13 protein-coding genes are annotated in these 21,457 nt (G+C 73.8%); 3 read left to right on the forward strand and 10 right to left on the reverse strand.

The genetic code is table 11. The annotated features are described in order from the left end of the window. The coding region (locus tag HEP81_RS39230) for a helicase-related protein (RefSeq protein ID WP_421673963.1) at positions 1-1,292 on the forward strand (1,292 nt) is incomplete at its 5' end. A gap of 126 nt (positions 1,293-1,418) precedes the next feature. Here HEP81_RS39230 and HEP81_RS39235 read toward each other — a convergent pair. The 7 genes from HEP81_RS39235 to pqqA all read right to left on the reverse strand — a co-directional run bounded on the left by HEP81_RS39235 (position 1,419) and on the right by pqqA (position 7,134). Next, entirely contained in the window at positions 1,419-2,699 is a 1,281-nt protein-coding gene (locus tag HEP81_RS39235; RefSeq protein ID WP_037663536.1) for an SGNH/GDSL hydrolase family protein, read from the reverse strand. 63 nt (positions 2,700-2,762) lie between these two features. Next, entirely contained in the window at positions 2,763-3,809 is a 1,047-nt protein-coding gene (locus HEP81_RS39240) for a ParB/RepB/Spo0J family partition protein (RefSeq protein WP_243279856.1), read from the reverse strand. A 216-nt stretch (positions 3,810-4,025) separates the two neighbouring features. Then, positions 4,026-4,922, reverse strand: coding sequence for a pyrroloquinoline quinone biosynthesis protein PqqB (gene pqqB / locus HEP81_RS39245; RefSeq protein ID WP_037663534.1), 897 nt, complete (start codon positions 4,920-4,922; stop codon positions 4,026-4,028). Beyond that, on the reverse strand, positions 4,919-6,013 hold the full coding sequence (gene pqqE, locus HEP81_RS39250) for a pyrroloquinoline quinone biosynthesis protein PqqE (protein ID WP_011113086.1): 1,095 nt from the start codon (positions 6,011-6,013) through the stop codon (positions 4,919-4,921). The genes pqqB and pqqE overlap by 4 nt, the downstream gene beginning before the upstream one ends. Further along, positions 6,006-6,278 carry a pyrroloquinoline quinone biosynthesis peptide chaperone PqqD gene (pqqD, locus tag HEP81_RS39255; RefSeq protein ID WP_011113087.1) on the reverse strand — a complete coding sequence of 91 codons (273 nt, stop codon included), beginning with the start codon at positions 6,276-6,278 and terminating at the stop codon, positions 6,006-6,008. Before pqqD ends, pqqE begins: the two co-directional genes overlap by 8 nt. Continuing rightward, entirely contained in the window at positions 6,275-7,003 is a 729-nt protein-coding gene (pqqC, locus tag HEP81_RS39260; RefSeq protein ID WP_011113088.1) for a pyrroloquinoline-quinone synthase PqqC, read from the reverse strand. The genes pqqD and pqqC overlap by 4 nt, the downstream gene beginning before the upstream one ends. A gap of 26 nt (positions 7,004-7,029) precedes the next feature. Beyond that, positions 7,030-7,134 carry a pyrroloquinoline quinone precursor peptide PqqA gene (pqqA, locus tag HEP81_RS39265; RefSeq protein ID WP_011113089.1) on the reverse strand — a complete coding sequence of 35 codons (105 nt, stop codon included), beginning with the start codon at positions 7,132-7,134 and terminating at the stop codon, positions 7,030-7,032. Between the two features lie 389 nt (positions 7,135-7,523). Between pqqA and HEP81_RS39270 the strand changes: the two genes are divergently transcribed. Together HEP81_RS39270 and HEP81_RS39275 are read left to right on the forward strand one after the other, a co-directional pair. Then, positions 7,524-9,161, forward strand: a complete 1,638-nt coding sequence (locus HEP81_RS39270) for an ABC-F family ATP-binding cassette domain-containing protein (RefSeq protein WP_011113090.1) — start codon at positions 7,524-7,526, stop codon at positions 9,159-9,161. Further along, positions 9,154-10,863, forward strand: a complete 1,710-nt coding sequence (locus tag HEP81_RS39275) for an ABC-F family ATP-binding cassette domain-containing protein (protein WP_063755296.1) — start codon at positions 9,154-9,156, stop codon at positions 10,861-10,863. Before HEP81_RS39270 ends, HEP81_RS39275 begins: the two co-directional genes overlap by 8 nt. 55 nt (positions 10,864-10,918) lie before the next feature. Here HEP81_RS39275 and HEP81_RS39280 read toward each other — a convergent pair whose 3' ends face one another. The 3 genes from HEP81_RS39280 to HEP81_RS39290 all read right to left on the reverse strand — a co-directional run bounded on the left by HEP81_RS39280 (position 10,919) and on the right by HEP81_RS39290 (position 21,410). Beyond that, a complete protein-coding gene (locus HEP81_RS39280) occupies positions 10,919-11,473 on the reverse strand; it encodes a hydrolase (protein ID WP_011113092.1) in 555 nt (184 codons plus the stop codon). 64 nt (positions 11,474-11,537) lie between these two features. Then, a complete protein-coding gene (locus HEP81_RS39285; RefSeq protein ID WP_037663532.1) occupies positions 11,538-14,312 on the reverse strand; it encodes an alpha/beta fold hydrolase in 2,775 nt (924 codons plus the stop codon). 57 nt (positions 14,313-14,369) lie between these two features. Next, a complete protein-coding gene (locus HEP81_RS39290) occupies positions 14,370-21,410 on the reverse strand; it encodes an SDR family NAD(P)-dependent oxidoreductase (protein ID WP_106980096.1) in 7,041 nt (2,346 codons plus the stop codon). Positions 21,411-21,457 lie beyond the last annotated feature (47 nt).

Consider the following 21,457-nt stretch of genomic DNA (forward strand, 5'->3'; position numbering starts at 1 on the left):
TGGACCTGCTCGCCCAGACCGAGTCCGCGTGGCGCGAGGGCGGCCGCCGGGGGCCGATGATCGGGGTGTCCTCCCTGCGGGGTGAGGAGGTGTCCTTCCCCAACACCACGGACGTGGACGAGTTGGTGGAGTGGACACGGGGCCTGGACAAGGTCACCGTCTACGCCACGTACGCCTCGCTCGGTCTGGGCACGCTGGAGCGGGCGCACGCCGGGGGCCTCGCGGCCTGGGACCTGATCGTGGTGGACGAAGCCCACCGCGTTTCGGGCCGGATCGGGAAGCCGTGGGCGGTCGTCCACGACAACCAGAAGATCCCCTCGTTGCGCCGTCTCTACATGACGGCCACGCCCCGGCTGTGGCAGCTCGGGGACGAGGACGAGGCCGGCGCCCCGGGCGAGCTGGTGGCGAGCATGGAAGACGACCCCGAGGGCCCCTTCGGCAGCCGCTGCTTCACCCTGACCCTCTCGGAGGCCATCGACCGGGGAATCTGTGCCCCCTACCAGGTCGTGTGCGTGGACGTCACCGACACCGCGCTCCAGGCCGCGCAGCTCCTGGGCGCGGAGGGCCGCTCGGCAGAGGTCCGCGGGGCCCGGCTCGCCGCGCTCCAGACCGCCCTGGTGAAGGCGTCTGCGGAGGAGAACTTCCGGCGCACGCTCGTCTTCCACCACGTGGTGAAGGAGGCCGAAGCGTTCGCGGCCGGCCTTCCCGACGTCGCCGCGCAGCTGCACGCCAGCGACCCCGTGCTGTACCCGAAGACGATCTGGGCGGACTGGCTGTGCGGGGACCACAAGCCGCTCCACCGCCGCCGCCTCCTGGGCGAGTTCGCCGCCGGGGTCGCCACGGACGGCACCGTCGTGGAGAAGTGCTTCCTCTGCTCGGTGAAGGTCCTGGGCGAGGGCGTCGACACCAAGAACTGCGACTCCGTGTACTGGGCCGACGTGCGCGGCTCGATGCCCGACCTCGTCCAAGCCGTCGGCCGCGCGCTACGCATGCACCCAGGCGAGGGCAAGGTCGCCTCCCTCGTGGTACCGGTCCTGCTCGACCCCGGCGAGACCGCCGACAACATGCTCACCAGCCGGCCGTACAACGGGCTGGCGAAGCTGTTCCGCCAGGCGCCGCTGCTGACCGGCCACGGTGAAGAAGGATTCCGGGCGGCGCGGTTCCCAGGGTTCGAGGTGCGTCCGGTTCTCGGTGTACGCGGCGCACAGCGCGGGGCGTCCGCCGGTCCGGCGAGCCGGAGTATCACGCCGTCCGCGATGTCTTCGCTTTCGATCTCCATGCGCGCACCCTAATCTCGGCGCCGGTTTCCCGGCTCACGGCGCGGGCCGCCGCGGAAAGCGGCGGCCGGCCCCGGTGGGTGCGTGCCGCGCATCCGCTCTGGCGACATCACCGCCCGGCGCCGGCCCCGCGTGCTCCGTTCAGCGCAGGGAATCCAGCGGGAAGGCCCGCGCCATCGCGGCCATGCCGGCGTCGTTCGGGTGCAGGCCGTCTCCGCCGTCGTACGCGGGCAGGAGGTGGTCGGGCCGGGCGGGGTCGCGGAGCACGGCGTCGAAGTCCAGGACCGTGTCGAACGCGCCGCTCGTGCGGATCCAGTCGTTGACCTGCTGCCGCACCGCCTCGCGCCGCGGGGTGAAGTAGCCGATGGTGTCACCCGCGAAGGGTGTGATCGTCGCGCCGTAGATCTTCAGGCCGTGTTCATGGGCGCGCTCGATCAACTGCCGGTAACCGGCTATGAGTTCCTCCGCCGTGACCTCGTCGGAGGCGGGGGCGGCGATGCCCGGCTGGCCCAGGTCGTTGACGCCGAGGAGCACGGTGACGGCACGGGCGCCGGGCTGGCCCAGCACGTCCCGGTCGAACCTCTTCAGTGCGCTCTCGCCGAAGTACGCGGCGAAGGACTCGGCGGCCGAGCCCGGCTCCGGGTCCGGGTCGCGCAGCAGGCGGTTGCCGCCGATACCGGCGTTCACGACGCCCGTGCCGGCCAGTCCCCCGTCCCGGCGCAGCCGTTCGGCGAGCAGGTCGGGCCAGCGCTGGTCGGCGTCGAGCGTGGTGTGTTCGCCGTCGGTGATGGAGTCGCCGAGGGTCACCACCGACGAATCCGCCGTACCGGCGCGGCGGTCGACGGACACGCCCGACAGGAAGTGCCACGAGGTGGCGGTGGAGACCGGGGTGAGGTCGGGAGCGCCCGTGACATCGCCGGCGGCCACGAAGTTGTGCTGGTAGGCCGCCGAGTGCACGGTGCTGCCGGGAGTGCGCTGCGGCAGGTACATGCTGATGACGAGGTCGCCGCCCGCGGTCGTGGGCAGCGCGACCGGGTCGCTCCAGCGCTGGGTGCCCGGCGCGAGCGTCGCCGACGGCCTGCCGTCGAAGCGCACCACCCGGTCGGTGCCGGGGTCGACGGCCGTCGCGGGACCCTGCGCCGCCGGGCGGGCGGCGTGCACCTCGCCGATCGTCAGCGGCGACGTGCCGAACTCGTTGGTGAACCGCACGCGCAGACTGTCCCCGGCGACCGACAGGTGCACCGTCTGACGCAGCGTCTGGTCCTCGTACACCGTGGAGTCGACGGCCGGTGCGGCGGTGGGCGGGGCCGCCCAGGTGCCGACATAGGTGTCCGCCGAGGCGTGCGCGGCGGGCGCCGGAGCGAGGACGGCGACGAGGAGCCCGAGGGGAATGCCCAGCAGCGCGCGAGGTTTTCTGCGCATGGCGGAACGTGCCTTTCGTGAAGGGGATGGGTGGGAGGAGACCAGCGGCGGTGCGACGGCGGGTCAGCCGTCGGTCCGCGCGACCTCGCGCGCGAACTCGGCCCACAGGTCCGCGTACTCCCTGGCCAGCTCGGCCACCAGGTCCGTGCAGTGCGGGGGCACCGTCTGGGCCATCGCGAGCAGCGCCGTCCGCTCCACGGCCCCGCACTGGAGCAGACGCAGCAGCCGGCGGCCGCTCTCCTTGTGCCGCAGCGACGGGTCGCGCAGCAGCCTGACGAGCGGCGAGTCCTCGGGCGGGCGGATCGGGCGGACCACGCTCACGGGCTCCGGGGCCGCGCCGCCCCCCGGCGTCGCCCGGCTCCCGGTGCCGGCGGCCGGCCGTGCCCCCGGCGTGTTCCGTTCCGGTACCGGGGACCGGCCGGAGGCGAGTCGTCTGCGGACGTCGCTGGCCGTCGCCGGGGAGATGCCGGCGTGCCGGGCCACCTCGCGCACCGAGGCCTGGGGGCGCTGCGCCAGCAGTTCGGCGGCCTTGCGGCGGCCCGTGGTGCCGTCCAGCGGCCGGATCCTGCCGTCCCTGCCCCTGCGGGCCTGCGGGTTCGGCGTGGGGCCGGCCGCGAGGGGCCGCAGCGCCGCCACGGTCTTGGCGCCGATGCCCGCGATGCCGGCCACGGCCCGGTCCGACAGGTGCGGCCACTGGGCGAGGATGCGCTGCGCCGCGGCCCGCCGGTCCTGCCGGGACAGGGGGAGGCCGTGCGTCATGTTGGAGCGGACCGCGAGAAGGAACGCTTCCTCGGCCGCGCCGTCGAACAGGCGCACCTCGATCGTGGTGTGGCCCTTCGCCTTGGCGGCCAGGACGCGGTGCATGCCGTCGATGACGCGCAGGGTGGACCGCTCCACGAGGATCGGCGGAAGCGCCTCGTCGGTATCCGCCAGGCGGGCGACGTGCTCGGCGTCTTCTCCGCACAGCCGGGGGGAATATCCGGGGACGAGCGACGAGATCGGTATGGATCGGGTTTCCTGGTCGAGGTTTCCCGCCAATGCCGCCGTCATGAGGGGCGCGTCGGAATTCCCTCGCGTCACGTCGATGTCGAACGCACTGGAATCGGCCATGTCACTGACTCATCTCCCCCGGATCTCACCTTCTTGACGCACCGCGGAATCGGGGCGGGCGCCGGGCCGGCCGCGCCATGTGTCTGGCTCCCGCACCGTACCCGGATTCGGCCCTCGCGGGTGTCGGATCGGGTCGAGCCGGAAACCGGAACGGGTCGGATAATGCTGGAGCGACGCTTGAGAAACGCTTGAGCCACGCTTGAGGAATACCGGCGCTCACAGGACGAGTTCGCTGCCGTCCGGCAGCACTTCCACGCCGGCCTCGCGCACCGCCGCGTGGGCGGCGGAGGAGGGGTCGAGGAGGGGGTTGGTGTTGTTGAGGTGGGTGTAGATCCGGCGCAGTCCCCGGTGGCGGGCGAGGGCGGCGAGGCTGCCGCCGGGTCCGGCCACCGGCAGATGGCCCATCAGGGACTGCCCGGCGCCCGCGGAGGAGGTCGCCGTGCCCAGTTCGCCGGCGCTGAAGAAGGTCCCGTCCAGCAGGGCGCAGGTCGCCGAGGCCAGCAGGTCGTCGAAGCCGTCCGGCCAGGTGGCCAGGCAGGGGGCGTAGACCAGGGCGCCGCCGGTCGCCGGGTCCTCGATGCGGTAGGCGCACACCCAGGGGGCGTCCGGGTCCGGGGCGTGCGCGTACTTGGGGGCCTTGGTACCGACCGGGTGCGCGGTGACGGTGAGCCCGCCGGCCACCGCGAAGCCGCCGGGTGCGGTGGCGTCCCGCCAGTCCCAGGGGGCGTAGCGGTCCAGCAGGCCGCGCACGGGCAGCTCGGCACTGAGCGCGCCACGCACCGGGGGCGCGGCGTACACGGTCAGACCGGTGGCGCCGCGCAGGACGGCCAGCCCCAGCGCGTGGTCGACCTCGGCGTCGGTGAGCAGCACGCCGCGCACGGGGGTGTCGCGCGGGCCGGGGCCGGGCGTCAGGGCGGGCGCGGCGAGGAGTTGGGTGCGGATGTCGGGGGAGGCGTTGAGCAGCCACCAGTCGCGTCCGTCGCCGCTGACGGCGACGCATTCCTGGGAGCGCGCGGGCAGTTCGCCGCGCCGGCCGCGGGCGCACAGGGCACAGGCGCAGTTCCACTGGGGGAAGCCGCCGCCCGCGGCGGTGCCGAGCAGGATCACCTTCACGCCGGCACCGGACCCCGAGGGACGAACGCCGGTACCGGGCCGTCGGTGACCTCCGCCAGTGCCGCGTCCACCAGCGACCGGTGCGGGGACAGGCCGCAGGCCGGGTCGGTGGCGGCGGCGTCGCCGGTCAGCTGGAACGCCTGGCAGCGGCAGCCGCCGTGGTCGGCGTGGCGCTCCGGGCAGGTACGGCACGGTTCGCGCATCCAGCCGGTGCCGCGGTAGGCGTTGAAGGATCGCGAGGCGTACCAGATCTCCGACAGGGGGCGGCGCAGCGCGTTCTCCACCGGGAGGGTGGTGATGGCGTACGCGGCGGGGCACGGCAGTACGTCGCCTGCGGGGGTGACGGTCAGCTGGGTGCTGCCCCAGCCGTCCATGCAGGGTTTGGGCCGGTCGTCGTAGTAGTCGGCCGCCACGTAGACCAGTTCGGGGCCGCCCGCGTACCGCGTGCGGGCGTGCCGCACGGCCTCGCGGGCGGCGGCGAGCTGGGCGGCGGTGGGCATCAGCGCGGCGCGGTTGCGCAGCCCCCAGCCGTAGTACTGGGTGTTGGCCAGCTCGATCCGGTCGGCGCCCAGGTCGACGGCGAGGTCGACCATCCGCCCGGTGCGGTCGATGTTGCCGCGGTGCAGGACGATGTTCACGGTGAGCGGGAGCCCGGCGGCGGTGACCGCCCGCGCCGCCTCCAGTTTGGCGGTGTGCACGCGGGCGCCGGCGATGGCCTGGCCGGCGGCCGGGTCGGCGTCCTGGAGCGAGAGCTGGACGTGGTCGACGCCGCGCCGCGCCAGGTCGTGTGCGCGTTCGGCGGTCAGGCCGACGCCGCTGGTGACCAGGTTGACGTAGGCGCCGAGCCGCCGGGCGTGGCCGACGAGGTCGGGCAGGTCCGGGCGGGCCAGCGGCTCGCCGCCGGAGAAGTGCATCTGTACGACGCCGAGTTCGCGGGCCTGGGTGAGGATGTCCGTCCACTGCTCGCAGGTCAGTTCCGCCTCGCGGCGCACGAGTTCGAGGGGGTTGGAGCAGTAGGGGCAGTGCAGCGGGCAGCGGTGGGTCAGTTCGATCAGCATCCCCGCGGGGGCGCCGACGGCGGGGTCAGCCATGCAGGTCCACCACCCGGCGCTGCGCCAGGCGCAGGAGCAGTTCGCGGACGTCTTCGGCGCTGACGCCCTCGTACTCCTCGGCGAGGCGCTCGACGATGCCGGCGAGGCTGGTGGTGCCGTCGCAGTGGGCGAGCACCGCCGCGGCGGTGTCGTTGAGGACGACGACGCGCTCGGGCAGCAGGGCCAGTTCGCCGCGTGCGGGGTCGCGGGTCAGCCGGACTCCGGGCCGCAGCCGGGGCACGGTGGGTTCGGGCAGGCCGGTCATGACCGCGTGGCTCCGTTTCCGGTGTGGTAGTCGAGCGAGTCCAGGACCGCGTTCAGCACGCGGCACTTGAACGCGAGGGCGCGGACGCAGGCTTCCTGCTGTTCCCGGCTGACGGCGTGCCGGGCGACCAGATCGAGCAGGGAACGGCCTTCGGGGCCCACCACCTCGATGCGCGCGGTGAAGTACTCGAAGCCCTCCTCCGCGATCCACGGGTAGTGCTCCCTGAGGCGGCCCAGCCGGTGGGCGAGCAGGCCCGGCGAGAACAGCTCGGTCAGTCCGGAGGCGGCCGCCTCCAGCCAGGGGCGGCGGCGGGCGAAGTCCACGTAGGCGTCCACGGCGAAGCGGGTGCCCGCGAGGACGAGGCGCTCGTCGTGCACCTCGTCCCTGCGCAGCCCGACCGCCTCGGCCAGACGCAGCCATTTCTCCGCACCGCCCGCGCAGGCGTCCGCCCCGTCGTGGTAGACGATCCTGGACAGCCACTGCCGCCGCACCTCGGGCAGCGGGCAGTTGGCCACGATCGCCGCGTCCTTCTGCGGCAGACAGCGCTGGTAGTACCAGCGGTTGGCCGCCCACAGCCGCAACTCCCCCTCGTCCAGGAGTCCTTCGTGCATCCGCCGGTGAAACGGGTGCCGGTCCCAGTAGGACGACTCCAGTGCGTGGAGGCGCTGCCGGAATTCGGCCTCGCTCCAGGGGGCGGCCACCTCGCGCGTCACGGACATCGACATGCCTGCGTCCTTTTCTCAGCGGCGGGTCAGCGGCTGAAGTAGGCGGTGACTTCCATGCCGGTGTCGATGGTGACGAAATCGGGACGGTGCCATGCCTTCTTGGCGGGCAGTTCCTTGCCGGAGGTCCGCATGCCGGTGCTCCTTTTCACAGAACGGATTTCACAGTGAACGAGGGGACGGTAACGACGCCGGGGAAAGGCACACAATGTCTCTCCGGTTTTCCTCAAGCGGTTCACGAATCGGGCCCGTTGAGGCACCGGTCCTGTCGCGTCCGTGGCCGAACAGCGCCTGTGGGGAGGGATCTTTTCTGGTACCGTGAAGCACGGATGGTGTAGACGAAGGAGAGGGAGCCGTGGTTATCGCGGGTGACGACGACATCACCGGGTGATCCCCGGATGTCGACTGCCACCGCTGCGCACCGTGCGTGCGCGGTGCCGTGGCCGTACCCCCACGCGCTCTGACCTTCCCATCCTTTGGGCGCGCCGCTGCGCGCCCGCATCTTCTTGCGAGGCCTGCGTACATGACCGACGCCAGCATCGTCTGCTCGAATCTCTCCTTCTCCTGGCCCGACGGCACCCCGGTGTTCCACGACCTGTCCTGGTCCGTCGGCGAAGGCCACACCGGTCTGGTCGCGCCGAACGGCGCGGGCAAGTCCACCCTGCTCAAGCTGATCACGGGCGCGCTGCGCCCGAACCGCGGCTCGGTGACCGTGCAGGGCCTGGTCGGCTACCTGCCCCAGACCCTCCCGCTGACCGGCGACCTCACCGTGGCCGAGGTGCTGGGCATCGCCCCGGTCATCGAGGCGCTGGACGCGATCGCGTCCGGGGACGTGAGCGAGGAGCACTTCGCCACCATCGGCGACGACTGGGACATCGAGGAACGCAGCCGGGCCCAGCTCGACCGCCTGGGGCTCGGCGACATCGCGCTGACCCGGCGGCTGCACGACCTCAGCGGCGGCCAGGTCGTCTCGCTGGGCCTGGCGACCCAGCTGCTCAAGCGGCCCGACGTACTGCTGCTGGACGAACCGACCAACAACCTCGACCTGGACGCCCGCCGCCGGCTCTACCAGGTGCTGGAGAGCTTCGGCGGCTGCCTGCTGGTGGTCAGCCACGACCGGGCGCTGCTCGACCTGATGGACACCATCGCCGAACTCGAATCGGGTGAGATGCGGCTGTACGGCGGCAACTACACCGACTACGAAGAGGCCGTACGCGCCGAGCAGGAGACCGCCGAGAAGAACATCCGCACCGCCGAGCAGCAGGTCAAGCGGGAGAAGCGGGAGATGCAGCAGGCGCGGGAGCGGGCGGTGCGCCGGGCCGGCATCGGGGCCAGGGCGTACCGCAAGGGCAGCATGTCCAAGATGGCCGCGGGCACGCTCAAACGGCGCGCCCAGGAATCGGCGGGCAAGTCGAACGACACGCACGGCCAGCGCCTCGCCGACGCCAAGGCACGGCTGGACGACGCGAGCCGGATGCTGCGGGACGACCGCAGGATCGCGCTGGAGCTGCCCGACACCAATGTGCCGGCCGGCCGCACCGTCTTCCTCGGCGAGGGGATCAACGTGCGCTACGGCGGGCGGGAGATCTTCGCCGGCGACGGGGTCAGCCTCACCATCCGGGGGCCGGAGCGGATCGCGCTGACCGGCAGCAACGGCGTCGGCAAGTCCACCCTGCTGCGCGTGATCAGCGGTGAACTCGAGGCGGACCGCGGCGAGTTCAAGCGGGCCGACGGCCGCATCGCCTACCTCTCGCAGCGCCTGGACACCCTGCCGCTCGACCGTACCGTCGCGCAGTGCCTGGCCGACTACGCGCCGCTCAAGCCGGAGGCGGAACGGATGAACCTGCTCGCCCGCTTCCTCTTTCGCGGCGCCGCGGCGCACCTTCCGGTCGGCGCCCTGTCGGGGGGTGAGCGCCTGCGCGCGACCCTGGCCTGTGTCCTGGGTGCCGAGCCGGCGCCGCAGCTGCTGCTGCTCGACGAGCCCACCAACAACCTCGACCTGGACAGCGTCGAGCAGCTGGAGGGAGCCCTGAACTCCTACGAGGGCGCGTTCATCGTGGTCAGCCACGACGAGCGGTTCGTCAAGGAGATCGGGGTGGACCGCTGGCTGCGGCTGGCGGACGGCCGGCTGCTGGAGACCGGGGGGCCCGCCGATGAGTGATGCCCCCGCACCGCCCGACCACGGGCAGGACGTCCTGTCCGCCGACCACCGCTCGGCGCACCTGCTCGCCGAGGACCTGCGCTGCGTGCTGGGGGACCGGGTGGTGCTGCACGACGTGTCGCTCTCGGTCTCCCGCGGCGAGCGGGTGGGACTGATCGGCGAGAACGGCCGGGGCAAGTCCACCCTGCTGCGCGCCCTCGCCGGCGAGCTGGCCCCGCAGCGCGGCCGGGTGGTGCGCGCGGTGACGGGCCGGGTGGGCTTCCTGGCGCAGCAGCCGGACTTCCCGCCGGGCTCCACCATCGAGGACGTGCTCGCACAGGCGACGGCGGAGTTCCGGGAGCTGTCCGCGCGCATGCACGCCGCGGAGGAGCGGATGTCGTCCGAGTCGGGCGATCTCGATGCCGTGATGGAGGAATACGGCCGTCTCCAGGAGGAGTTCACCCGGCGCGGCGGCTGGGAGCTGGGTGCCCGCGTCGGTGAGGTGCTGGACGTCTTCGGGCTGGCCGGGCTGGACCGGGACCGCCGCATCGGGACCCTGTCGGGAGGCGAGCGGGCCCGGCTGGCGCTGGCCTGCCTGGTCCTGGACGAACCGGCCGGGCTGCTGCTCGACGAGCCCACCAACCACCTGGACGACCGGGCGGTGGACTGGCTCGTGCGGTGGCTCGCGGCCTACCAGGGACCGTGTCTGATCGCCTCCCACGACCGGGCGCTGCTCGACACGGCCGTCACCGCCATCGTCGACCTGGACGGCCCCAGCGGTGCCACCGTGCGCTACGGCGGCGGCTACCGGGACTACCTGGCCGAGCGGGCGGCGGCCCAGGAGCGCTGGTGGCAGCGGTACCGCGAGTGGAGCCGGGAGGTGGCCGAGGCCCGGCGGCGGCTGGAGCGGGCGCACGCGGGCGGCCGGGTGTTCGCGGGCCGCGCCGACAACGACAAGCTGTCGTACAACGCCATGGGCAGCGCCGCCGAGGCGGCCGTCGCGCGCCGGACCCGTGCCGCCCAGCAGCATCTTCGGGAGCTGCTGGGCGAGGCGGTGCCGCGTCCGCCGGAGCCCCTGGACTTCGCTCCCCCGGCGCCCGACCAGGAGACCGACGGCGTCGCGGAGCCGGCCGGCGGTGTGCTGCTGCGGGCCGCCGGTCTGCTGGCCGGGGAGGTGCTGCGGGGGGCGGAGCTGACGCTGGCCGCCGGCAGCCGCTATGTGATCAGCGGGCCGAACGGCGCGGGCAAGTCGACCTTGCTGTCGGTGCTCGCGGGTGAGCGGGAGCCGGACGCCGGGGTGGTGGAGCGGGCGCCGGGGCTGCGCATCGGATACCTGCCGCAGGACAGCGACTTCGGTGCGGAGCGGCGCGGGCTGCTGGAGGCCTTCGCCGCGCGTCGCGAGACCCATCTCGACGACGCAGCGTCCGAGTTGACCCGGTTCGGGCTGTTCGCTCCGCGGGACTTCGCCACCCCGGCGAACCGGCTGTCGGTAGGCCAGTGGCGGCGCCTGGACCTCGCGCTGCTTTTCGCCCGGCGCCCGCATCTGCTGCTGCTCGACGAACCCACCAACCACCTCAGCCTGGTGCTGGTGGAGCAACTGCTGGCGGCGGTCGAGCGTTTCACGGGTCCGGTCGTGATGGTCACCCACGACCGGGCGCTGCGCGAGCGCCACCGCGACCGGCTCCTGGAGCTGGCCGGCGGGCGGCTGGTGCCCTCCGGGTGAGGGCCGGGCCGCCCGCTGGCGGGGGGTCCGGGGCGGGCGCCCCGGACCCGCCCGGTCAGCGGATGTACCGGCCGTCCAGGTACTTCTTGGCCAGTTCGAGGTAGCGGCCGTCCTCGGAGTTGCGGATCAGTTCGAAGAAGAACATCTCCCGCGTGATCAGGTGCACCCCGAGCTGCCGCAGCCGGGCCAGTCCCAGCTCGTGGTCCGCCTGGTTGCGGGCGGAGACGGTGTCGGCCAGCACGAAGACCGTCTTGCCCTGCTCCAGCAGGCTCAGCGCGGACTGGAGGACGACCACATGGGTCTCCGCTCCGGCCAGCACATACTGCTCCCGGCCGGTGTCGGCCACATGCCGCGCGATGGGCTCCTCGCGCAGGAAGTCGAAGTGCTCCTTGGGCAGCCGGGGCGCGTCCTCGGCCGCCTCGTGCAGCGACAGGGAGAGTCCGCCCAGCTTCTTGTGCTCGGTCAGCAGCAGCGGGAGGTCGAACTCCCGCGCCACCTCCGCGACCCAGCAGGTGTTGTGCAGCAGTTGCGTGCCCTCCAGCAGCAGCGGAATGAGCTCCAGCTGCATGTCGAAGAGGACGACCGCCGTCTTGTCCGCGCGTACCAGCATGTTCCGCGACCGATCCAATCCCGTGAGTAGGTGTGTTCCCGGATGTCGTACGGCGTTCGCGGGGTCAGCCCCGCCCGGCCCAGAACGCGGCCAGCGTCCTGTTGACGGCGCGCGCCGCGGTGAGGGGCACATAGTGCCCGTGGTCCTCGAACTCGCGCACCCGCACTCCGGGGATCCTGGAGTACAGCTCGACCGCTTCGGCGTCGAGGACGCAGTCGCCGACGCCGCGCAGCACCAGGCAGTCCGCCGTGATGTCCGGGAGCCGGTCGACGACGTCGAAGGCGGTCAGGTCCGTGTAGTAGCAGCGCAGCACGTCCATGGAGGCGTTCCCGCCGAACTTCTCGGCCAGGTTGCCGCCCTCGCCGAACACCGCTTCCAGCAGCCCCCCGTGCAGCCGCAGCTCCTCGCGCAGGTCGAGGGTGCGCTCGAAGGCGTCCTCGCCGTAGCGGGGTGCGCAGCTGACGAGGGCCAGCGAGGCGACGCGCTCCGGGTGCCGCAGGGCGGTCAGGGTCGAGACGCAGCCGCCCAGGGACCAGCCGACCAGGTCGGCCGGGCCGTCGGCGGTGTCCCGCAGGAAGCCGGCCACCTCGTCCGCGAGCGCCTCGAAGGAGAAGCGCTCCTCGTCGAAGGGGGTGTCGTTGTGCCCCGGATACTCCGGGACGTAGACCGTGCGTCCCGCCCGGAGCAGGGCCGGGATCTGCTGGGCCCAGGCCCGCTCGTCGCAGTTGAGCGGGGGCAGCAGCAGGGTGGGCCGGCCCGCGTCGCCGTACGCCGACCACCGGATCAGCGGCGCGTGGTCCGGCCCGGCGCCTCCCCTGCGGGTCGTGCCGGGCTCGCGGGCCGGGGGCGTCGGCGGCGGGGCGAGCGGCCGGCCGCCGATGGCCGCGGCGAGATCGGCCACCGTCTCGTGGCGGAAGAGGTCGTGCGCCTTGATGGCGCTTCCGGCCTTCTGGTAGGGACTGAGCAACTGGACGGCGGAGAGCGAGTCCAGGCCGAGCGAGGCGATCCTGGTGCCGGGTACGACCTGGTCGCTGTCCTCGTCGTAGCCCAGCAGGGCGGACAGCCGGGCGCACAGTTCGCGGGCGAGGGCGTCGGTCGCCGCTTCCGGAACGTCCGGGACCGGCGGCGCGGCCGGTTCCGGTGCTTCGCCGGTCAGCCAGTGCCGCCGGCCGTCGAAGGGGTAGGCGGGCAGCGTGATCCGGGCCAGGTCGGCCGGTGCGTCGAGCCGCCGCTGCACGGCGGGCATGTCCTGTGCCCGCCAGCGGGTGACCAGCTCGCGCAGGTCGTCGTCGAGACGGGCGGTGTCCGCGCTCCGGGGTGCCGGGCCCTCGGACCCGCCGTGGGCCAACGCCTCGAGGGCGGTGCCCAGTTCGTCTCGGGTACGGGCCACGACCACCGACTCGTGGGCGAGCCTCGGGCGGCGCAGCAGCAGCTGGGAGAGGTCCCAGAGCCGGTCTCCGGGCAGCTCGGCGACCAGCGTCCGGCAGCGGTCGGCCAGCGCCGCGAGGCTGTCCGGTGACTCGGCCGACAGGCAGAAGGGCAGCGCCCGCCCCGGCCGGCGGTCCACCGCGTCCGCGGTCGGCGGCGCGTCCGGCAGCCGGCGCAGCACCACGTGTCCGTTGGAGCCGGTGAACCCGAAGGCGCTGATCGCGCACAGCGGCTTGTCCTCGGGCCACGGCAGCGGTTCCCGGTTGACCTTGAACGGCGCGACGTCGAGGTAGGAGACCGCCTCGCCGGCGGCGGCCACCGGCGGGATCGTCGCGTGGTGGAAGGCGAGCAGCGCCTTGACGACGCTCGCCAGGCCCGAGGCCACGAGGGTGTGCCCGATGAGCGGCTTCACGGCGCCGAGGTGGCAGCCGTCGGCGCCGGCCCGGCGGAAGGCGGAGCGCAGGCCCTCCAGCTCGATGGGGTCGCCGAGCGGGGTCCCGGTGCCGTGCGTCTCCAGGTAGGCGATCTGCGAGGCGTCGATCTTCTCGCGGTCGTACAGCTCGGCGATCAGCCGGGACTGGGCCTTCGAACTCGGCGCCATCAGGCCGTTGGTGGTGCCGTTGTGGTTGGTGCCGGTCGCCTGGACCGCTCCGTAGACGCGCAGTCCGCGGGCCCGTGCCTCGTCGTGGCGCATGACGACGAGCGCGGCGGCGCCCTCGGCCGGTACGAAGCCGTCGGCCGCATCGGTGAAGGGCAGCGAGGCGCCCTCGGGGGAACTCATCCTGGAACGCTGGGCGAAGCGCAGCACCTCCGGGGTGCTGAACACCGACACGGCGCCGACGATCGCGGCACGGCACTGTCCGGCCCGGATGTTGAGCGCCGCCTCGTGCAGCGCCGCCAGCGACGAGGAGCAGGCGCTGTCCAGCGTCAGGGACGGGCCGTTGACGTCGTAGAAGTAGGAGATGCGGCCCGACAGCGTCGAGGGCGCGTTGCCCAGGAAGCTGTGGGTGCCGTAGACCAGGTCGGCGCGCCGCGCCACCAGGGTGCGGTAGTCGCCGGGCAGCCCGGCGGCGAATACCCCGCAGTCCAGGTCGCGCAGGTCCGCGGCCGTCAGATAGCCGTCGTCGACGGCGTGCTGCACCGTTTGCAGCAGGATGCGCTGCTGCGGGTCCATGCACTGCGCCTCGTTCGGCGAGATGCGGAAGAACCGCGCGTCGAACTCCTGGTGTCCGTCCAGGAAGCCGCCGGTGAAGGACCCGGCGTCCTCCTCTTCCGTCCAGCGGCCGGTGGTGCCCAGGGCGCTGCGGCCGAGCCGCAGGCGCTCCCAGTACTCCCCCAGGCCGTCGCTGCCGGCGAACCGGCAGGCCATGCCGACCACGACCGGGGTGTCGTCCTCAAGCAGCTCGTCCATTCCCACTCTCGATTCCCTGGCCGGTTCGCCGGCGCGCCGTTGCCTTGCCGGTGCCGGTCACTCGAACCAGAACCGGTTCTTCTCGAAGGCGTAGCCCGGCAGATGGAGCCGGGCGAACCGCTCGCCTTCGAACATCGATTCCCATGCGAACTCCTCGCCCTCGGCGTAGCGGGCCCGTACCTCGTCCAGCGCCGCGCGGTGGCCGGGGTCCGTCGGGGCCGGCAGCCGCACCGGGTGTGTGGTCAGCCGCCGGGACCGGCACTTGGCCGCCTCCTCGGGCCGGGCCTGCGCCAGCCGCCGGCGCAGTTCCGCGGTGTCGGAGACGACCCAGGCCAGGCGGTACTCGAAATGGTCGCGGCCGACCGCCAGGGTGTGGGCGATGTCCCCGAGCTCCGCGTGCCGGCCCTCCGGGCCGTCCAGCCACTCCAGCAGACCGTCGCGCATCGCGGTGAGCGAGGCACGGGAGCGGGCGCTGAGGGCGATGAGCCAGTACGGCCGCGACGCCGCCGGCCCGGACGCCGGGGCGGGTGCCTCGGAGAGGACCGCGTGCGCGTTGGACCCGCCGAACCCGAAGGAGCTGACGCCGGCCACCAGGGGGGTGCCCCGCTCCCACGGCTCGTTCTCCAGCAGCAGCCGGAAGGGCGAACCGGCCAGCTCCACCAGCGGGTTGAGCTCCTTGAAGTTGATGTTCGCCGGCAGGCGGCGGTGGCGCAGGCACAGCAGCAGCTTCAGCAGCCCCGCCATGCCGGCGGCCGGCTCCAGGTGGCCCACGTTGGTCTTCACCGCGCCCAGGGTGACGCTGCCCGGCTCGCGGTGCGGGGCCAGCCGGCCGAACGCGGTGCGCAGCGCGCCGATCTCGATGGGGTCGCCCAGGTTGGTGCCGGTGCCGTGCGCCTCGATGTGGGAGACCCGCTCGGCCAGCTCCGGGGTGTAGACCCGGTTCAGCAGGGCGACCTGCGCGTCGGGGTTGGGTGCGGTGAGCGAGTTCGAGCGGCCGTCGTGGTTCTCGGCCACCGCCTCGATCACCGCGAGCACGGCGTCACCGTCGCGCCGGGCGTCGTCGAGCCGTTTGACGACCACGCACCCCACGCCCTCCGCGCGCACGTAGCCGTTGGCGTCCTTGTCGAAGGTGGCGCAGCGGAAGTCGGGGGAGAGCACGCCCAGTTCGCTCGCCGCGTCGGTGGCGGCCGGGTCGACGAGCACGCTGACGGCGCCCACGAGAGCGACGTCGCACTCCCCGGCCGCCAGCGAGAGCACGCCCCGGTTCAGCGCGACCAGGCCGCTGGAGCAGGCCGTGTCGACCGTCTGGCTCGGTCCGGTGAAGTCGAGCAGGTGGGACACGCGGTTGGCGAGCATGGCGTGCGCGTTGCCGGTGACGGTGTACGGGTGGGCGCGGTCCTCGCTGTGCTGCAGGGCCGTCTGGTACTCGCTGAACTGCACTCCGGCGAAGACGCCCACCTCCCGCAGCGATCCCGGCGCGTAGCCGGCGTCCAGCAGAGCGTTGTAGGCGCTCTGGAGGAAGAGCCGGTGCTGCGGGTCCATCAGCATCGCTTCGCGGGCGGAGAGTCCGAAGAAGGAGTGGTCGAAGGCGTCGTGGTCGTCGATGGTGCCCGCGAAGTACTGCCGGTCGCGGTTCTTCCAGCGTTCCACGGGACGGATGGCGCTGCCGTTCTCGACGAGCAGCCGCCAGAAGTCCGCGAGGTTCTCGCCCGCGGGCATGATGCCGCTCATGCCGACCACGGCGTACCGGCCGCGTCCGGTGCTCCGCTCCGCCGTGCCGGAGGGCGCGGGCCGCGGCACGGCCGGCGCCCGGCCCTGGTCCGGGGCGGCCGGTGTGTCCGGTGCGTCCCGGTCCGGCCCCTGCGGTGCGCCCGCCGCGTCCTCGCCCGGCGTGTCCGGTGCGCCGGCCGCGCCCTGGTCCCGCAGATAGGCGCTCAGCGAGGCGATGCTGCTGTACTTGAACAGGGCGTTGGGCGGGGTCTCCACGCCGAACTCGGGGCCGAGCCGCCGGGCCAGGTGCTGGAGCATGACCGAGTCGTAGCCGAGGTCGCCCCACCTGCTGTCGAAGGCGATGTCCTCGGCGCTCAGGCCGGTCTGAGCGCGCACCAGTTCCAGGAGCCGTGCGCCGAGCTCCTCCTGCGTCGCGCCGGGGCGGGGGGCCGGGCGCGCGGCGGCCGGGGCGGCGCCCGGCAGCAGCCGCTGCCGCATCCGCGCGAGGTCGCCGACGCAGGGGACGACCTGATGGCATGTCGCCGGCAGGCCGTCGACCAGGTCGAGGAACAACTGCGCGCCGCGGCGCGCGGAGAGCGGCTCCATCCCGAACTGGCCGCGCAGGAAGGCGGCGAGCGCCTGGTACTGCTCGCGCCGTTCGTCCTCGGCGTCCAGCCACAGCGGCCAGTTGACCGACAGGCTGAGGCCGCCGCGCTCGCCCGCCGCCACGCGCCGGGCGCGCTCGGCGGCGAACTCGTCCAGGAACCGGTTGGCGGCGATGTAGTCGCTCTGCCCGGTGTTGCCCATGACGCTGGAGATGGAGGAGAAGACGCAGAAGAAGTCCAGCGGCAGGTCGGCGGTGCACCGGTCCAGGTTCAGCGTGCCGCGCAGCTTGGGGGCGAGCACCGCCTCGGCGTCCCCGGCCGACTTGTTCTGCACCAGGGCGTCGCGCACGACACCGGCGCAGTGGACGACGCCGTCGATGCCGCCGAAGCGCGCGCGGACGGTGTCGACCAGTTCGCGGGTCCGGGCCGCGGAGGTGATGTCCGCCTGCTCGTAGTGCAGCCCCGGTGTGCCGGCGATCCACTGCCGCTGCGCGGCGTCCGGCGCGGAGCGGCCCACGGCGATCACCGTGGCGCGGTACCGCTCGGCGAGGAGTTCGGTGATGGCCCGGCCGACCTTGCCCAGGCCGCCGGTGACGAGATAGGTCCCCCCGGTGCGCAGCCGGACGCCGGCGCGCTGCCCGTCCGCGAGGCGGAGTTCGGTCAGCTCGCGCGTGTACCGGGTGCCGTCGGCCCACCGGACCTCGGTGAGCGGCCGGCGGGCGGCGCGCAGCTCGTCCAGCAGCGGCCCCCAGCCGTCGGCGAGCGCCGGACCGTCGCCGGCGCGGCGCGCCTGGACCGTGCGGACATGCGGGTTCTCCTCCGCCAGTCCGTGCAGGAATCCGGCCCAGGCGCGCGCCTCGGCCGCCTCGCTCTCGCGGGTCACGCCGAGGACGGTGGACGGGGTACGGCAGCCCTGCACCGCCTTGGCGAAGGACAGCTGGGCCGCCGCCGTCACCTCGCGCCGCAGGTCGAGCCAGTACAGGTGGTCCAGGCCCAGATCGCCGGTGAGGTGGTCCAGGGCCCGCCGGGCGGCGGTGTCGTCGCCCTCGGGCAGTTCGATCCGGTCCGCCTCGATCACCAGCGTGTCACCGGGGGTGACCCGGATCAGCCGGAGTCCGGCGGGCGGTTCGGGCAGCGGGGGCCGCGGGCCGCGGTCGGTGAGCACGAGGACGCAGGGCGGCGGGGCACCGGCCGGCTCCTCGGCCGGGTGCGGCCGCCACACCGGGGTGAGCAGCAGGGTGTCGTCCCCCGCCGGGCCGGCCTGCGGTGCGGCCGGGGCCGTGCGGGCGGGCGGCCGGTTGGCGTGGTCGAGCGTCTCGGCCACGTACCGCTCGCGGGCGAAGGGGTAGAGCGGGGCGTCCACCAGCATGGGCCGCGGGAACAGCGCCGCGAAGTCGGCCCGCTCGCCGGCCAGGTAGGCGGCTGCCGCTTCGGCCCAGGCGTCGTCGGCCGGCGGTACGGCCGGGGCGGCGCCGGCCGCGTGCTCCAGCCGCTCGGCCAGCTGCGCGACGCTGGTCGCCCAGTAGCCGCGCCGGACCCGGAAGTGCTGGCGGGCGCAGCACAGGGTGTAGCTCAGCCCGTACAGGTACGACGCCGTGTCGGGGGCGTCGCGCAGGGCGGCGAGCAGTTGGTCCGCGCGCCGCTGCACGGCGGCCTCGTCGCGCCCGGAGAGCGGGATGAAGTAGCACGGGAACGCGGGGACGGGGGCGGTGTCGGGGGGTGCCACGAACTCCTGGACGATCGCGTGCCCGTTGGCGCCGCCCGCGCCGAACGAGCTGAGTCCGGCGAACCGCGTGGGACCGCTGCCCTTGGGCCAGGGCAGGGTCTCCTTGACCAGGGCGAAACGCGAGTCCGCCAGGTGCAGGTCGGGATTCTCCAGCGTGCAGTGCAGGGTGGGCGCCAGGGTCCGGTGGGCGAGCTGCTTGACGACCTTGACGAGTCCGGCCATCGCCGCGGCGGACTCCAGGTGGCCGATGTTGCTTTTCACCGAGCCCAGGTAGGCGCGGCCCTGTTCGGGTCCGCCGTAGGCCCGGCTCAGGGCGCGCACCTCGATCGGGTCGCCGAGCCGGGTGCCCGTGCCGTGGGCCTCGACGTAGGTCACCGCGCCCGGTTCGATCTCCGCCTCGGCCAGGGCCGCGGCGATCACCCGGTGCTGGGCCCGTTCCGAGGGCACGGTGAAACCGGCCGTGCGGCCGCCGGAGTTCACCGCCGTCGCCCGGATGACGGCGTGCACCCGGTCGCCGTCCCGCAGCGCGTCGGACAGCGGCTTGAGGACCACGGCGGCGGTTCCCTCGCCGGGGACGTAGCCGTCCGCCTCCACGCCGAAGGCCTGGCAGTGGCCGGTGGGGCTGAGGAACCTGCCCTCGGACAGCAGGCGGTACTTGCCGGGGTGCGTCATCAGGTTCACCCCGCCGGCCACGGCCAGCGCGCAGTCCCCGGCGCGGATGCTGCGCACGGCCAGGTGCAGGGCGGTGAGGCCGCCGGAGCACATGGTGTCCAGGGCGATGCTGGGGCCGTGCAGGTCGAAGGCGTACGAGACCCGGTTGGCGATGGCGGCGAACGAGCTGCCGATCACCCGGTCGGCGGCGGTGAGGTCCTGGTAGTGGCCGAACATGGCGGCCACGAAGACGCCCATGTCGCCGGTCGGCCGGGCGAAGTACCCGGCGTCCTCCAGGGCGTGGTAGACGGATTGCAGGAAGCGGCGCTCCTGCGGGTCCATGAAACGGGCTTCCAGGGGCGCGATGTTGAAGAAGACGGGGTCGAAGTCCAGGGCGTGGTCGAGGAATCCGCCGTGGCGGCCGTAGGCGGTGCCCGGCTCGTCGGGAGCGAAGGAGTGGTTCTCGCGCCAGTCCCAGCGGTCGCCGGGGATCACCCGTACCGCGTCGTCGCCCCGCAGCAGCGCCTGCCAGAACGCCTCGGTGTCGGCGCCGCCGGGGAACTCCCCGGCCATCCCGATGACGGCGATGTCGTCGGGGCGGTAGGCGTCCGCCGCGGGAGCGTCCTCGGACCGGGCCGCCGCGGGAGCGGACGCCCGCTGCCGCCCGGCGGGCCGGGGCGGTGTCCCGGCCGCGCGGACCGCCGGTGCCGGCACGGGCTCCGGGGAGGCGGCGGACTCCGGGGGCGGGGCGGATTCCGGGGGCGCGGTGGGCTGCGGGGAGGGCGAGTCCTCGCGGGTGAGGAAGGTCTCCAGTTCCGGGGCGAAGGTCTCGGCCAGGTGGGCGGCGAGCGCGGCGACCGTCGGGTACTCGAAGAGGACCGCGCGGCTCAGCCGGGACGAGCCGGCGATGCCCAGGCAGCTCTCGATGTCCCTGCTGACGCGGATGCTGCCGACGCTGTCCAGCCCCTGTTCCAGCAGGTTCTCGTCGTCGCGCAGCCCCCGCAGCCCGCTGTGGCGGACGATCAGCTCCCGCAGCCACCGGGTCGTGCCGGCCAGGAGGCCGTCGGCGGACGGCCCGCCGTCGCGGGAGCCCGCCGCGGGCGCGTCCGCGGCGCCGCGGGGCGGCGCGGAGGGGTCGGGGGCCCCGGTCCCGGTGGCGAGGAGGCCCGGCTGTCCGTCGTAGACGACCAGCCGGCGCGTCCCCGTGGCGAGGGCCCGCAGCAGCGTGTCGCAGGCCTGCTCGGGCGGCATCGCCCGCAGCCCGGAGCCGTCGTCGTCCGGCATCCGCATGCCGTCGGTGTCCCACAGGCCCCAGTTGATGCTGTACCAGTCGGGCCGGTGCGCGCTCAGCCGGTCGAGGAAGGCGTTGGCCGCCGCGTAGGCCGCCTGGCCCACATTGCCCGTGACGCTCGTCAGCGAGCTGAAGTGCACCACCATGCCGGGCCGGTGCGGCCCGGTGAGGGCCGCCAGGTTGAGGCCGGTGGCCACCTTCGGCCGCAGGACGTGCTCCAGGCGGTCGGGGGTGAGGTGGTACAGCAGGCAGTCGTCGAGCACTCCGGCGAGGTTGAACACCGCCTTGACGGGCCCGAACCGGTCGTGGAGGTAGCGCAGGGCGCCGTCGAGCGCCTCGGGGTCGTCGGCGGGGGCACCGAGATGGCTGTGCACGCCCGCTTCCTTCAGCGCCTCCCGCACCCGCGGGCCCGGCGTGCCGCGGCCGAGGACGAACACCCGGACGCCGCAGTGCCGGCTCAGATACCGGCACAGCTGCCGTCCGATGCCCCCGGCCCCGCCGATGACCACGACGGAGTCGCCGTCGCCGAACACCTCGCGCGCCCCGGTGCCCTCCAGCGGGCGGGGCGTGTGCTCCAGGAGCCCGATCCGGTCGTCCTCGGCGCGCAGCACCGCGCCCGGCCGGCCGGCACCGGCATCGATCCACGCGCGCAGCCGCCGTGGGGTGACGGTGCCGCTCCACTCGACCGCCGTGTGCACGAGCGGGCACTCCAGCGCCGCCGTCCTGGCCATGCCGTCGAGCAGCGCGGGCAGTGTGTCCCCGGTGCGGGACAGCGTGACGAGACGGACCGGGCGCCCCGACCCGCGCACGGCCTGGAGCAGGGCCAGACCGGCGCGGGCGAACCGGAGCGCCGCGTCGTACTCGGGTGTGCCGTCCGCGTGCCCGTCGCCCCATGCCACCACCAGGGTGGTGCACCGGGCGGCGTACCGGCCCAGTTCCCGCCCGATCCGTTCGTCGCTCTCGGTGGCGGGGTCGCAGTGCCAGCACTCGGCGCCGATGGAGCGGGCCGCCGACGCGATGTCCTGCCGGTCGGTGATCACCACCGTGGCTCCGGCCTGCGCGCCGGGCAGGTCCGAGGCGGCGAGGTCGGTGTATCGAGGTGCTAGCGATTCCATGGGTCATCCCCGTGAGAGAAAGTGAGGCTGCGACAGGCGGGCGGGTG

The organism is Streptomyces griseofuscus (genome assembly GCF_014673495.1).
GTDB classification, from domain to species: Bacteria; Actinomycetota; Actinomycetes; order Streptomycetales; family Streptomycetaceae; genus Streptomyces; species Streptomyces murinus.

Excerpts from the sequence above, each read along its gene's own strand:
- pqqD (WP_011113087.1), bottom strand. The coding sequence starts at position 6,278 with ATGACCGGCCTGCCCGAACCCACCGTGCCCCGGCTGCGGCCCGGAGTC.
- HEP81_RS39290 (WP_106980096.1), bottom strand. The coding sequence starts at position 21,410 with ATGGAATCGCTAGCACCTCGATACACCGACCTCGCCGCCTCGGACCTG.
- pqqA (WP_011113089.1), bottom strand. The coding sequence starts at position 7,134 with ATGCGGACCTCCGGCAAGGAACTGCCCGCCAAGAAGGCATGGCACCGT.
- HEP81_RS39235 (WP_037663536.1), bottom strand. The coding sequence starts at position 2,699 with ATGCGCAGAAAACCTCGCGCGCTGCTGGGCATTCCCCTCGGGCTCCTC.
- pqqE (WP_011113086.1), bottom strand. The coding sequence starts at position 6,013 with ATGGCTGACCCCGCCGTCGGCGCCCCCGCGGGGATGCTGATCGAACTG.
- HEP81_RS39285 (WP_037663532.1), bottom strand. The coding sequence starts at position 14,312 with ATGGACGAGCTGCTTGAGGACGACACCCCGGTCGTGGTCGGCATGGCC.
- HEP81_RS39275 (WP_063755296.1), top strand. The coding sequence starts at position 9,154 with ATGAGTGATGCCCCCGCACCGCCCGACCACGGGCAGGACGTCCTGTCC.
- HEP81_RS39280 (WP_011113092.1), bottom strand. The coding sequence starts at position 11,473 with ATGCTGGTACGCGCGGACAAGACGGCGGTCGTCCTCTTCGACATGCAG.
- HEP81_RS39240 (WP_243279856.1), bottom strand. The coding sequence starts at position 3,809 with ATGGCCGATTCCAGTGCGTTCGACATCGACGTGACGCGAGGGAATTCC.
- HEP81_RS39270 (WP_011113090.1), top strand. The coding sequence starts at position 7,524 with ATGACCGACGCCAGCATCGTCTGCTCGAATCTCTCCTTCTCCTGGCCC.
- pqqC (WP_011113088.1), bottom strand. The coding sequence starts at position 7,003 with ATGTCGATGTCCGTGACGCGCGAGGTGGCCGCCCCCTGGAGCGAGGCC.